This window comes from Micromonospora tarensis (assembly GCF_016803395.1).
Lineage (GTDB): Bacteria > Actinomycetota > Actinomycetes > Mycobacteriales > Micromonosporaceae > Micromonospora > Micromonospora tarensis.
The window spans coordinates 1-12,976 of record NZ_JAEVHL010000186.1 but is presented as its reverse complement, the minus strand read 5'-3'; the positions used below and the strand labels follow the sequence as shown (position 1 = coordinate 12,976).

Sequence of the window (12,976 nt, the reverse complement as noted above, 5' to 3'; positions counted from 1 at the left end):
ACCAGCAGGCACCCGGCGCCGGCCGCGAGCGTGACGGCCGCGACGCCGACCTGGGCGGCCGCCCAGGTCAGCACGACCGCACCGGCCGGACCGAGGGCGTAGTGCGTGCTCCAGAACGCCGACGTGACCCGGCCCAGCAGGTGATCGGGGGTGATCTCCTGACGCAACGACATCGAACAGATCCCGCCGACGCTGAGGCAGCACAGGTACACCGCGGTCAGCGCGGTGACCGTTGGCAGGCTCGTCGCCACGCCGACGCCCGCCACCGCGAAACCGCAGACGGCGTGCGCGCCGATCCAGGTCGCGCCGAATCCGCGACGTCGGCGCAGCGGGGCCACCAGCAGCGCGCCGGCGACCGTGCCCAGCGCGGCCAGACCGAGGACCGTGCCGACGGTGCCCTCGGATCCACCGAGGTCGTGCGTGACGTGGTAGATCAGCACGTCGACGAAGCCGTAGGTCAGGAAGATGAAGACCGACAACAGGACGGTCAGCGCGCGCAGCACGGGCTGCCGCCACAGGAACCGCGCCCCGGCCAGGAACTCGGCCAGCGGTCGCTGTCGGACCACCCCCTCGTCCACCTGGACGGGGCGCAGCCGGATCAGCCACAGGCCGGCCGCCGAGAGCGCGAAGCTCGCCGCGTTGACGGCGATGGCGGTCGCCGGACCGAAGCGGGCCGCCACCACCCCGGCGAGCAGCGGCCCGAGCACGGCCGCCGCCGCGTACGTCGCCTGCAACCGGCCGTTGGCCTCGGTGATCCGGTCCCGGTCGACGAGGTTGCGGACGGCGGTGACCGCGGCGACCTGGAACACCATGCCGGCCGCCTCGCAGATCGGCAGCACGACGAAGAGCAGCCAGACCTGCGGTCCGGCGAGCCACGCCAGGGGCACCAGGGCATAGAGCACCAACCGGGCCAGGTCCGCCACGATCATGAGCGTGCGGCGGTCGTACCGGTCGACAAGTACCCCGCCGAACACCCCGGCGCGACCGACGCCGCGCCCGCGACGGCGGTGAGCAGGCCCATCCGCGCCACCGACCCGGTCGCCTGGAGCACCAGCAGCGGCACGGCGAGATAGGCGAACGAGTCACCGGCCGCCGAGAGTGACTGCGCGGCCCAGTACGTGCCGAAGGCGCGGTCGCGCCAGAGTGGAGCGTGGCCGGCATCGACGGATCGGTTCATCGCGCCGATGGTAGTGGGCAGCGCCGTCCACACCGTCGCCAACCCGGCAAGCTTCGAGCCGTCGCTGTCGGCACCAGCTACCGGCTCGGGACGCGGTGAGCCGCGCGGCTCGCCGTCAGCCGGTGCTGGTGAGGTCGGTCGTCGCCGCGAGGTCCGTGACCACGTCCAGGAGTCGGTGCAGCGCGGGCGCGGTGTTGCCCGACAACCACACCATCTCGGTGTACGCGTAGGCGCCGGTCAGCGGGACGAACACCACGCCGGTGCGGCGCAGACTGGCCGCCGAGCAGGCGAGCCGGGTGACGCCGAGTCCGGCGGCGACCAGGCCGAGGAGGCTCTGCACGCCGGCCTCCTCCTGGACGACGTTCGGTACGAAGCCCGCTTCCCGGAACTGGTCCTGGTAGGCGCGGTGCCACGGCTCCCAGGAGCTGCGCGGGGTCATGACCCACGCTTCGTTGGCCAGGTCGGCGAGCGTCAACTCGGCGCGCCCGGCGAGCGGGTGGCCCTCGGGCAGCACCGCGCAGACCTGTTCGGTCGTCAGTCTCCTGGACTCCAGGCCCGCAACGAGCGCGTCCGGGTGAAGGCCGCGTCGAACTGCCGCCGAGGACGCCCTGGACCAGGGGCGCGATGGTGGTGGTCTCGGTGGCCAGACGCAGGTCGGGCAGGTGGTGGCGGACCGCCCGGACCACCGGGGGCAGGAGGTGGTTGGCGACGGTGGTCAGGAAGCCGAGCCGGAGGGTGCCGACCTCGCCCGCAGGCCCGTCGCACGACGGCGACGGCCTGCTCGGCGCGGTCCGTCACGGCGCGTGCCTCGGGCACGAACAGGGCGCCGATGTCGGTGAGGGTGGTGCCGCGGCTGTCTCGGTCGAACAGCCTCACCCCGAGGACACGTTCCAGGGCGGTGATCTGCTGCGACAGCGACTGCTGGGCGATCATCAGGCGGGCGGCGGCTCGGCTGTAGCTCAACTCCTCGGCGAGCACCAGGAAATACCGCAGTTGTCGCAGCTCAGGCGTGGCCACAGCAACAGACTGTAGCCACGCCAGGAAGAGCGTGTTGGCCGTCCGCGCAGACCTCCGCGCACGATCGTGGGGAGGACGGGATGCCGGCACACCGGTACGACCACCCGAGGACACCCACCAGAGGAATTCGATCATGACTGAAACACGCGTCACCACGCCGTTCGACGCCCGGTCCACCGCCGCCGACGTCGTGGCCGGTGTCGACCTCACCGGGCGGCGCGCCATCGTCACCGGCGCCTCGTCGGGCATCGGCGTGCAGACCGCCCAGGCGCTCGCGGCAGCGGGTGCCGAGGTGACCCTGGCGGTGCGGGACGTTTCGGCGGGCCAACGGACGGCCGAGGAGATCGGCACGGTGACCGGGAACCGGCTGATCCGGGTCGCACCGCTGGATCTGTCCGACCAGAGGTCGGTCGCCGCGTTCGTCACCGCCTGGGAGGGTCCGCTGCACATCCTGGTCAACAACGCCGGGGTGTCGGCGACCCCCGAGACGCGGACGCCGGAGGGCTGGGAGTTGCAGTTCGCCACCAACCACCTCGGCCACTTCGCGCTCGCCACCGGACTGCACCGGGCGCTGCTGGCGGCCGGGCGGTCGCGGGTGGTGTCGCTCAGCTCCATCGCCCACGTGCAGGCGCCGATGGTCTTCGAGGACGTCAACTTCCGGGCACGCCCGTACGACCGTCTGCTCGCCTACGGCGAGTCGAAGACCGCCACCGCGCTGTTCGCGGTCGAGGCGAACCGGCGCTGGGCCGAGGACGGCATCACCGTCAACGTGGCCAACCCGGGCGCGGTCGCCACCAACCTGGGGCGGCACCTGACCGAAGAGGACTACGCGCAGCTGCCGGCGTTCGACTTCAAGACCCCGGAGCAGGGGGCCGCCACGTCGGTGCTGCTCGCCACCTGGCCACGACTGGAGGGCCTCGGCGGTCGGTACTTCGAGGACTGCGAGGAGGCGGTGCGCCACAACCCGCAGGCGCCGCTGCGGGGCGTCGCCGACCACGCGACCGACCCCGCCGCGGCGGCCCGGCTGTGGCAGCTGTCGCTGGACATGCTCGACACGGCGGGTCGGGCCTGACCACGCCGGCGTTGTCGGGGCAGGAGCAACCGGGAACGGCCGCGGCATGCCGCGGCGTTCCCGGTTGGGCGGGTAACGCTCAGGCCTTGCGCAGCGGGGCGAGCGCGGCGCTCCAGGCGACCACCTGGTCGAGGGTGGTGGTCAGCGCGTCCTGCTGGAACGGGCTGGGCTTGAAGGTGCTGAAGTTCTCGAAGTCGGTGAAGAGCGAGAGCGCGACCTGCGAGCGCACGTCCGCCATCTGCAGCTCACCGGAGATCAGCCGCAGGTGCTCCACGGCGCGCGCGCCGCCGACCGAGCCGTAGCTGACGAAGCCGACGGCCTTGTTGTTCCACTCGGCGTACAGGAAGTCGATGGCGTTCTTCAGCGCGCCCGAGGTGGAGTGGTTGTACTCGGGGGTGACGATGATGAAGCCGTCGTACGAGGCGATCGTCTCGGCCCACCGCTTGGTGTGCGGCTGGGAGTACTGCCCCATCGAGGGCGGGTACGCCTCGTCGAGGTGCGGCAGCTGGTAGTCGAGCAGGTCGATCAGCTCGTACTCCGCGTCGGAGCGCTGCTTGGCGATCTCGAGCACCCAGCGGGCGACGGCCTCGCCGTTACGCCCCGGGCGGGTGCTGCCGAGGATGATCCCGATCCTGGTCATGTGTGGCGCCTTTCAGAGGTCCTTGCCTGACGGCCCGAACGCTAGCCAATTCTTGATTGGTCAAGCAAATATCTTCGCTATGGCCGTGGTCACACGCGGAGTAAGCGATTGCTCAGTCAAGCAAGTATGATATGGGGATGTCCAACCCCTCCGCAGCGACTCCGCAACCCCTCACCCCTGATGAGGAATCCCTGGTCCGCGCCCTGGGCCAGGTGATGTACGTGCTGCCCCGCGCGATCGACGCGGACATGGTCGGTGACCGTCAGCTACCACTCACCGAGTACACCGCCCTGATGAACCTCTCCGAGGCGCCCGGGCGGCGGATGCGGATGAACGAGCTGGCCTCGGCCTGCCACCTCTCGCTCAGCGGCATGACCCGCACCATCATCCGGCTGGAGACCCAGGGCCTGGTCCGGCGGGAGCGCTGCGCGGAGGACGCGCGCGGCTGGAACGCCGTCCTCACCGACGCCGGCTTCGCCCGCCTGGAGGAGTCCTGGCCCAGCCACCTGGCCGCCGTACGCCGCCGGTTCCTCCAGCACTTCGAGGGTCACGACCTGGCCCGGTTGGCCCGCGCGTTCCGGCAGGCCGGTGCGGCGGAGGCGACCGACTGAGCCGCGACCGGCTCAGCCGGACCGCCGTCCCGCCACCAGGGCCGGGCCAGCGGCCTGGCCCTGGTGGCGGCCCTGGCCGCACGGCGAGGCGGCGAACCGGGTGGTCAGCGGGTCGGTGCGTGGGCCGCCAGCGGGTTGGTGAGGGTGCCGACGAACTGGAGAGCCGCCGACGGATCGGCCAGGTCGAGCATCTGCTGGTTGTCGCGCAGCTGAAGCCGGTTGAGGCAGGACAGCGCGAACTCCGGTGCGAACAGGTCGTAGTGCCGCACCCGCTCGGCCAGCTGCGGCACCGAGTCGAAGTAGTCGGTGGCGCAGGCCGCGACGGTACGCCAGAAGTCGTCCTCGACCAGCACACCGGCCTCGACCAGGACGGCGTTGAGGTGACGCAGGAAACAGTCCACCACGTCGGTGAAGATGGTCAGCAGCTTGGTGTCGTCGGGCACCTCGACCCGGATCCGCTGCACCGCCGCCGGCAGCTCGACCTGGGCGCTCAGCACCGCGATCTCCTCGGCGATGTCCTTGAAGATCACCCGCTCGACGGTGTCGTGCTCGTCGAGGACGAGGATGACGTTCTCGCCGTGCGGCATGAAGGCCAGGTCGTGGGCGTAGAAGCTGTGCAGCAGCGGGGTCAGGTAGGCGTCCAGGTACCGGCGCAGCCACGCCTCGGGCGTCAGCCCGGACCCGGCGATCAGCGCCGCCGCCAACGACCCGCCGTCGTCGTCGACGTGCAGCAGCGCGGCCATGGTGCAGAGCCGACGGCCCGGCGCCAGGTCGGGCACCGGACTCTCCCGCCACAGGGCGGCCAGCATCTTCCGGTACGGGGAGGTGCGCTCGGTCGCCGCCTCGTACTGCCGGTGCCGGTAGCCGACAGCGGCCCGCTCCCGGATCACGGTCAGGCCGGTGCCGGTCAGCACCTCGTCGCCCGCGATCAGGTCGGCCAACCAGTCGTTGATCGCCGGGGTGGCCGCCATGTACGCGGCCGACAACCCGCGCATGAAGCCCATGTTCAGCACCGACAGCGCGGTCTTCACGTAGTGCCGGCGGGGCTCGCTGACGTTGAAGAAGGTGCGGATGGACTGCTGGGCGAGGTACCCGTCCGGCCCGGGGCCGAGGTGCACCAGCCGCCGCTCGGCCAGCTCCCCGGCGAAGGTGACAGCCATCTTGTTCCACCACTGCCACGGGTGCGCCGGAATGAGGTGGTAGTCGGCGAGGTCGAGCCCGAGGTCGGCCATGGTGGCCGCGAAGCGGGCCCGGGTGGCGGCGTCCAGCTCACCGGAGATCAACGTGTCGTAGTCGAGGTCGGCGGCGCTGCTGAACGTCGAGTGGTCCCGGTGCGCGGCGAGCCACTCCAACCGCACCGGCGCGGCGGCCTCCGGGGCGTACCTGTGGTACTCGTCCACGCCGAAGCCGAGCCGGCCGTTGTTGGCCACGAAGCAGGGGTGCCCCTCGGTCATCGACGTCTCGATGGTCTGGAAGTCCGCCCCGGCCAGCTCGGCGGCGCTCGGCGCCGGCCGGGCCAGCTTGTACGCCGTGCCGGCCAGGGTCGAGGTGATCTCCTCCAGGTAGACCGGGAGCACCCGCGCGGAGAGCCCGAGGCTGCCGCGCAGTTCGATGATCAGGTCCACCGCGTCCGGGGCCAGCGGGGCGCCGTCGCGGTGCCGGGTGATGCTCTCCGCGTCGATCTGCCAGTGCGCCAGGGCGAGCACCCGCGCCGCGAACCGGTAGCTGACCGCGCCGTCGTCGCTGCGGACCTCGTACCACCGGCGGTCGTCGGGGCCGGGCACGGGTTCCGGGGTGAGCAGCCGTTCGTGGGTGAACTCGGCGAGCGCCTTGCGGACCAGCAGCCGGTTGGCCCGGGCCCAGCGCTGCGGGGTGAGATGCCCGACCGGGTCGCCGGCGGCGGGTGCGACGGCGGCGGGCGGCTGGCTGGGGACGGCGGTGGCGATCACGCCGGGGCTCCTTCGACTCGGGTGGCAGCAGGCTCGGCGGCGACCCGGAACTGGGCTCGGGTGCAGACGCTGAGCAGCGCGTCCTTCTCGGGCTTGGTGATCGGGCCGACGACCTCGAAGCCGACGGCGGCGTTCAACGCGTGCACGGCGGTGTTGCGCACGTCCGGCTCGACCACCACCCGAGCGGTCGTCGGGTCGTCGAAGAGCCAGGCCATGACGGTGCCGAGCACCGCCCGGGTGAAGCCGTGCACCGGGGCGTCGACCGGCGCGCAGAGGAAGTGCATACCCACGTCGCCGGGCTGGTGGTCGTAGCGCCCGACCAGCTCGACGTGGGCCGGGTCGTAGCGTTCGGCGAGGAAGGCGGGGCTCCCCCGCCACAGCCCGAGATACGCGTCGTGGTGCGGGTGCGCGGCGATCCGCCGGTACTCCTCGGCCACCCGGGCCTCGTCGGCGTCCTGCATCAGCCAGAACGTCGCCTTCGGGTGCGTCACCCAGCCGTGCAGCAGCGCCGCGTCGGCGTCCGGGTCGACCGGCCGCAGCGCGAACTCACCGAGCCGGTCGTCGACCCGGGTGAAGACGACTGTCACGACGGCACCCCGAACTCCTGGAAGGTGATGCTCTTCTCGATCGGGTAGTGCTCCCGGCCCAGCAGCTCGGCGATGATCCAGGAGTTGCGGTAGGCGCCCATGCCCAGGTCCGGTGAGGTGATGCTGTGCGTGTGGGTGCCCGCGTTCTGGAGGAAGATGCCGCGTCCGCTGTGGTCGATGCTGTAGTTGCGGGCCACGTCGAAGCGGCCGTGCGCGTCGAACCGGATCCGGTCGCGCACCGGGTCGAGGAACGTGGGCACCTGGTAGCGGTAGCCGGTGGCGAAGACCAACCCCTCGGTCCGCAGCGTGAAGTCCCGCTCCTGCTCCACCTGCCGCAACCCCAGCGTGTACTCGCCGTCCTGGTACTCCGCGCTGACCAGCTCGGTGTTGGTGAGCAGCCGGGTGTTCACCGGCCCGTTGACGCTGTGCGCGTAGAGCTGGTCGAAGATCTCGTTGATCAGGTCGGAGTTGATCCCCTTGAACAGGCCCTTCTGCTCGGACTCCAGCCGGTAGCGGGTCGCCTCGGGCAGCGCGTGGAAGTAGTCCACGTAGTCCGGCGAGGTCATCTCCAGGGTCAGCTTGGTGTACTCCAGCGGAAAGAACCTCGGCGACCGGGTCACCCAGTTGAGCTGGTAGCCGTACCGGTCGAGGTCGCCGAGCAGGTCATGGTAGATCTCGGCGGCGCTCTGCCCGCTGCCCACCACGGTGATGCTGCGCTTGGTCCGCAGCGCCGTGCGGTGCTCCAGGTAGCGGGAGTTGTGCAGCGCGTCGCCGGGTAGCTGCGCGGCGGCGTCCGGCAGGTGCGGCGGCGTGCCGGTGCCGAGCACCAGGTGCCGGGCCCGGTACTCGACCGTCTCCCCCGCGCCGGTGCCGGCCCGCACCACGTACCGCTCGTCGGCGGCGTCGTACTCGACGGTGCGCACGGTCTGACCGAAGCGCAGGTTCGGCAGTTTCGCCGCCGCCCACCGGCAGTACGCGTCGTACTCGCTGCGCAGCGGGTAGAAGCTCTCCCGGATGTAGAACGGGTAGAGCCGGCCGATCTCCTTGAGGTAGTTGAGGAAGGAGTACGGCGACGTCGGATCGGCGAGGCTGACCAGGTCGGCGATGAACGGGGTCTGCAACCGGGCCGACTCCAGCAGCATGCCGGGGTGCCAGGCCAGACTCGGCCGGGCCTCCAGGAACAGACCGTCCAGCTCGTCGATCGGCGCGGTGAGGCAGGCCAGTCCCAGGTTGTACGGGCCCAGCCCGATGGCGATGAAGTCGTGGGTGGACATCCGGGTCTCCAGGCGCGGGTTCGTGGTCACCGCCGTCAGCCGACGGGGCAGGTCAGGGCGGCGGTGTGGTCGTGCACGTACCGGCCGGCGTGGGTGGCGACCAGGTCCAGCACGAAGCCGACGTCGTCGACGGTGGTGGCCGGGTTGAGCAGGGTGAACTTCAGGAAGTGCCGGCCGTCCACCCGGGTCCCGGCGACCGCGGCGAGGCCGGACGCGGCGAGCGCCTCCCGGGCGTGCAGGTTGGCGGCGTCGGCCAGCTCCCGGTCGGGACCGGTGGGCAGGTAGCGGAAGACCACGGTGCTCAGCTCGGAGCGCGTCACCACCTCGAAGCGGGGGTCCTGGCTGACCGCCCGCCAGGCGTCGGCGGCCCGGTCGACGACGTCGTCGAAGAGCGTGCCGAGCGCGTCCGGGCCCATCACCCGCAGGGTGAGCCAGAGCTTCAACGCGTCGAAGCGGCGGGTGGTCTGCAGGCTCTTGTCGACCTGGTTGGGGATGCGCTGCTCGACCATCCGGGCCGGATTGAGGTAGTCGGCGTGGTAGGTGGCGTGGCGCAGTGCCCGCCGGTCGCGGACCACCAGCGCGCTGGAGCTGACCGGCTGGAAGAACGACTTGTGGAAGTCGACTGTCACCGAGTCGGCCCGTTCGATGCCGTCGAGCAGGTGCCGGCGCGTCGGCGAGACGAGCAGACCGCAGCCGTACGCGGCGTCCACGTGCAGCCAGACGCCGGCCGCCGCGCAGATCCCGGCGAGGTCCGCGAGCGGGTCGATCGAGCCGAAGTCGGTGGTGCCGGCGGTGCCGACGACGGCCATCACCACCAGCCCGGCCTGGCGACAGCGGACGATCTCCGCGCGGACGGCGTCCGGGTCGATCCGTCGCCGGGCGTCGGTGGGGACCGCGAGCACCGCGTCCGGGGCGAGGCCGAGCAGCTTGGCCGACTTCTGCACGCTGAAGTGACCGGCGGTCGAGGTGAGCACGCGCAACCGGGGCAGCAGCTCGGCGCGCGCCGCCGGGCCGACCGCGTCGGCGCAAGCCTCCTCCCGGGCCAGCAGCAGCGCCTGGAGGTTGGACTGGCTGCCGCCGCTGGTGAACACGCCGTCCGCGCTGGGGCCGAGGCCGATCCGCTCAGCGGTCCAGTCGATCAGCCGACGTTCGATGAGGGTGGCCCCGGCGCTCTGGTCCCAGGTGTCCAGTGAGGAGTTCACGGCGGTGAGCACCGCTTCGCCGAGCAGCGCCGGGATGGCCACCGGGCAGTTGAGGTGGGCGAGGTAGCGCGGGTGGTGGAACCAGACCGCGTCGCGGAGGTAGACGTTCTCCAGCTCGTCCAGGGCCGCGCCCGCGTCGCCCAGCGGCCGGTCCAGGTCCACCCGGTCGACCAGGGGGGCCAGCTCGGCCGGTGTGACTCCGGTGCCGGGACGGTCCACGGTGGCGACCCGGCGGGCGACCCGCTCGACGCCGTCGGCGATGGTCCGGCGGTACTGCTCGACCGAGCCGCCGTGCAGCAGTTGGGCCCGCGCGGCGCTGGACGCCGGGGACGGCGCGGACTCGACGGGGTACGTCGGCACAGTCATGGCGTCAGCTGACCTTCTTCGCGTTCCGGATGGCGGTGGCGAGGTTCTCCAGCAGCGGCGCGGAGCCCGCGTACGAGAAGCGGGGCACGGCGTCCCACGGGGTCACCTGGTTGGCCTTGACCGCCGGCAGTTGCTGCCAGGTCGGCTTGGCGCTGAGGTCCTTGGGCTGAAGCGCGGTCCCTCGGTTGTCCAGCAGGATCAGGTCGGCCGGGAACTTGCCGGCGCTCTCCCAGCTCAGCGCCTCGAAGTAGTCGCCGGCTTCGAGCTTGGTGGGGATCACGATGTCGACGCCCAGCTCGGCGAAGTACATCAGGTCGGTGCTGACCTTCGGGTTGGAGACGTAGAACAGGTCGGGGCTGCCGGAGCAGGCCATCACCCTGATCCCGGGGTTGGCCTTGACCGCCTGCCGGACCGCCTCGGCGGCGGCCTCGAAACGGGCCTTCGCGTCGGTGACCTTCTTCGCGGACAGGTCCGCGCCGAGCGACTCGGCCAGCGCGGCGTACCGCTCGATGGGTTTGGTCATCGGCACCCGGGCGGTGGTGATCGCCACGCTGGGCGCGAGCGGGAGGATCTTGGCCTTGCTCTCGTCCGGCACGTACCAGAGCGCGTCCGGGTCGTACATGTGGGTGACCAGCAGTTCGGGGCGCAGCGCCGCGTACTTCTCCAGGCTGAACTCGCCCCACACGTTGCCGAGGATCTCGACGGCCTCGACGTTCAGGTCGCCGGCCTGCGGGTCGGCAGTGCCGTCGGTGCGCCTGGTCTCTCCGAACACGCCCACGAGCTGCTTGTCCAGACCGAAATCGACCAGGGCCGCGGCCACCCCGGTGAAGGCCACCACGCGGGCCGGACGGGCCGCCGCCTCGACCGTCGTCGCACGGTCGTCGGTGAACGACCACTTGCCGTTTCCGTTGCTGGTGGCGGGTTTCGCGGCGTCGTCCTGGCCGCAGGCGGCGAGCAGGGTGGCCAGCGTGGCGGCGCCACCGGCGGCCAACAGGCCACGACGGGTGAGGCGACGGGCGGACAGGGCATCGGGCATGGCGTTGTCTTTCGATCAGGGGTTGGTCGGCTCGACCGGGGCAGCGGGGTTAGGTTAGCCTAACCTCGGTCATTGTCAACAGCGGTTCGTCATGTCGCCATCACCCCGGAGCTCACACTGGACACCACACCCACCGTCACCAGAGCGGCACCACCCGCTTCGGGCAGCGACCCGGCCGCACCTCCGCGTCGACGTGGTCGTCGGGCGGCACGCGCCGCCGGCCTGGTCACCGCCGTGGCGCTGCTCGCGGTGATCGTGGTGCTCAGCATCGCGGTCGGTGCCAAGGCCATGCCGCTCGCCGACGTCTGGTCCGGGTTGCTGCACCGCGACGCCGCCGAGTACGCCGTGGTGCACCGGATGCGCCTGCCCCGCACCCTGCTCGGGCTGCTCGCCGGCGCCGCGCTCGGCGTGGCCGGCGCGGTGATGCAGGCCCTCACCCGCAACCCCCTCGCCGACCCCGGCCTGCTCGGCATCAACGCCGGGCGTCCGCGTCCGTGGCCACCGCCGCCGCGTTCCTGGGCGTCACCGCCGTCGGCGGGTACGTCTGGTTCGCGCTGCTCGGCGCGGCGTGGTGACCGCGCTCGTGTACGCCGTCGGCGGCGGTCGGGGCGCGACCCCGGCCCGCCTCGCGCTGGCCGGCGCGGCGCTCAACGCCACCCTCTACTCGTACGTGAGCGCGGTGATGCTGCTGGACACGGCCTCCCTGGAGCGGCTGCGGTTCTGGACGGTCGGCTCGCTGGCCAGCGCGGACCCCGCCACGGTGACCCGGGTGCTGCCGTTCATCCTGGTCGCCTGCTGGTCGCGCTCGGCGCGGCCCGCCCGCTGAACGCGCTCGCGCTCGGCGACGACGCGGCCCGAGCCCTGGGCGCCCGACCCGCGCTGATCCGGGCCGCCGTGATCGTGGCGGTCACCCTGCTCTGCGGAGCGGCCACCGCCGCGTGCGGCCCGATCGTCTTCGTCGGGCTGCTGGTGCCGCACCTGGTCCGCGCCCTGACCGGCCCGGACCTGCGCTGGCTGCTGCCGTACTGCGCGGTGCTCGCGCCCGCGCTGCTGCTCGGCGCCGACGTGCTCGGCCGGGTGCTGGGCCGGCCCGGCGAACTCCAGGTCGGCATGGTGACCGCCGTGCTGGGCGGCCCGCTCTTCCTCTGGCTGGTCAGCCGGGTCAAGGTGGCCCACCCGTGAGCGGGCGAACCGGCAGGCTCAGCGGCGTGGCGCGGCCCGCCGACACGCGGTGGAGCGGAGCGATGGCGTGACAGTGCTGCGTACCCCTGGCGGGTTGTCGGTGCGGTTCCGGCCCCGCGCGCTGGCCGTCGGCGTCGGCGCGGCGCTGCTCGCGGCCGGGCTGGGTTTGGTGGCGCTGGGCAGTGGCGACTACCCGATGAGCCCGGCCGACGTGCTGCGCACAGTGACCGGCGGTGGCAGCCCGGCCGAGCGGTTCATCGTGCACGAGCTGCGACTGCCCCGGCTGGTCACCGCCCTGCTGGTCGGTGCCGCGTTGGCGCTCGCCGGCACGGTCTTCCAGTCGCTGGTCCGCAACCCGCTGGGCAGCCCGGACATCCTCGGCTTCACCCAGGGCGCGTCGACCGGCGCGCTGGTGGTGGTCGTCCTCGGCGGCAGCAGTCTGGCCCTGGCCGGCGCGGCGGTCGTCGGTGGGCTCGGCACCGGCCTGGTGATCTACGCGCTCGCCTGGCGGCGCGGCGTGCACGGCTACCGACTCGTGCTGGTCGGCATCGGCGTGTCCGCGATCCTGACCGGCGTCAACGGCTACCTGCTCACCCGGGCCCCGCTGATGGACGCCGCCCGCGCGGTGCTCTGGCTCACCGGCAGCCTGGACGGGCGGGGCTGGGCCAACGCCGGGCCGCTGCTCGCCGTCCTGGTCGTGGTGGCGCCGCTGGTGCTCGTGGTCTGCGGCCCGGCGCTGCGGATGATGGAGCTGGGCGACGACACGGCCAGCGCCCTCGGCGTGCCGGTGCGCCGGCTGCGGCTGGTGCTGCTCGCCGCGGCGGTGCTGCTGGTCGGGTTCGCGGCGGCCGCCGCCGGGCCGG

At 72.3% G+C, this 12,976-nt stretch carries 13 protein-coding genes and 1 pseudogene; 4 read left to right on the top strand and 10 right to left on the bottom strand.

The features are described from left to right. From JM949_RS26500 to JM949_RS39935, 4 genes and pseudogenes are all read right to left on the bottom strand, one after another. The coding region (locus JM949_RS26500; RefSeq protein ID WP_309232337.1) for an MFS transporter at window positions 1-923 on the bottom strand (923 nt) is incomplete at its 3' end. A 2-nt stretch (window positions 924-925) separates the two neighbouring features. Beyond that, complete coding sequence (locus JM949_RS26495; protein ID WP_203150978.1) at window positions 926-1,177, bottom strand: hypothetical protein; 252 nt, start codon at window positions 1,175-1,177, stop codon at window positions 926-928. A gap of 115 nt (window positions 1,178-1,292) precedes the next feature. Continuing rightward, the gene (locus JM949_RS26490) at window positions 1,293-1,715 is read right to left on the bottom strand and encodes a LysR family substrate-binding domain-containing protein (protein ID WP_407664825.1); all 423 of its coding nucleotides are present in this window, start codon (window positions 1,713-1,715) and stop codon (window positions 1,293-1,295) included. Window positions 1,716-2,062: 347 nt separating this feature from the next. Beyond that, window positions 2,063-2,329 (bottom strand): annotated as a pseudogene (locus JM949_RS39935) (LysR family transcriptional regulator); the annotation flags it as partial. Here JM949_RS39935 and JM949_RS26480 point away from each other — a divergent pair. Further along, window positions 2,328-3,266: an SDR family NAD(P)-dependent oxidoreductase gene (locus JM949_RS26480; protein ID WP_203150976.1), complete on the top strand. Its 939-nt coding sequence runs from the start codon at window positions 2,328-2,330 to the stop codon at window positions 3,264-3,266. The pseudogene JM949_RS39935 and the gene JM949_RS26480 overlap by 2 nt on opposite strands. A gap of 79 nt (window positions 3,267-3,345) precedes the next feature. Here JM949_RS26480 and JM949_RS26475 read toward each other — a convergent pair whose 3' ends face one another. Then, window positions 3,346-3,906 (bottom strand): NADPH-dependent FMN reductase, encoded by a 561-nt coding sequence (locus tag JM949_RS26475; protein ID WP_203150975.1) that lies wholly within the window; start codon window positions 3,904-3,906, stop codon window positions 3,346-3,348. A 137-nt stretch (window positions 3,907-4,043) separates the two neighbouring features. On the opposite strand from JM949_RS26475, the gene JM949_RS26470 reads away from it, so the two are divergent. Next, the gene (locus tag JM949_RS26470) at window positions 4,044-4,517 is read left to right on the top strand and encodes a MarR family winged helix-turn-helix transcriptional regulator (protein ID WP_203150974.1); all 474 of its coding nucleotides are present in this window, start codon (window positions 4,044-4,046) and stop codon (window positions 4,515-4,517) included. A gap of 104 nt (window positions 4,518-4,621) precedes the next feature. On the opposite strand, the gene JM949_RS26465 is transcribed toward JM949_RS26470, so the two are convergent. From JM949_RS26465 to JM949_RS26445, 5 genes are read right to left on the bottom strand one after another with little or no spacing between them, the layout of a single operon-like run. Then, window positions 4,622-6,466 (bottom strand): IucA/IucC family protein, encoded by a 1,845-nt coding sequence (locus JM949_RS26465; RefSeq protein WP_203150973.1) that lies wholly within the window; start codon window positions 6,464-6,466, stop codon window positions 4,622-4,624. Next, window positions 6,463-7,053, bottom strand: coding sequence for a GNAT family N-acetyltransferase (locus JM949_RS26460; protein WP_203150972.1), 591 nt, complete (start codon window positions 7,051-7,053; stop codon window positions 6,463-6,465). Before JM949_RS26460 ends, JM949_RS26465 begins: the two co-directional genes overlap by 4 nt. Then, on the bottom strand, window positions 7,050-8,327 hold the full coding sequence (locus tag JM949_RS26455) for a lysine N(6)-hydroxylase/L-ornithine N(5)-oxygenase family protein (protein ID WP_203150980.1): 1,278 nt from the start codon (window positions 8,325-8,327) through the stop codon (window positions 7,050-7,052). Before JM949_RS26455 ends, JM949_RS26460 begins: the two co-directional genes overlap by 4 nt. 35 nt (window positions 8,328-8,362) lie before the next feature. After that, window positions 8,363-9,895 carry a pyridoxal phosphate-dependent decarboxylase family protein gene (locus tag JM949_RS26450; protein ID WP_203150971.1) on the bottom strand — a complete coding sequence of 511 codons (1,533 nt, stop codon included), beginning with the start codon at window positions 9,893-9,895 and terminating at the stop codon, window positions 8,363-8,365. A 4-nt stretch (window positions 9,896-9,899) separates the two neighbouring features. Next, window positions 9,900-10,931, bottom strand: coding sequence for an ABC transporter substrate-binding protein (locus tag JM949_RS26445; RefSeq protein WP_203150970.1), 1,032 nt, complete (start codon window positions 10,929-10,931; stop codon window positions 9,900-9,902). 72 nt (window positions 10,932-11,003) lie between these two features. On the opposite strand from JM949_RS26445, the gene JM949_RS26440 reads away from it, so the two are divergent. Further along, entirely contained in the window at window positions 11,004-12,113 is a 1,110-nt protein-coding gene (locus tag JM949_RS26440; protein WP_456320240.1) for a FecCD family ABC transporter permease, read from the top strand. A gap of 67 nt (window positions 12,114-12,180) precedes the next feature. Next, on the top strand, window positions 12,181-12,976 hold a 796-nt coding region (locus JM949_RS26435), incomplete at its 3' end, for a FecCD family ABC transporter permease (protein ID WP_203150969.1).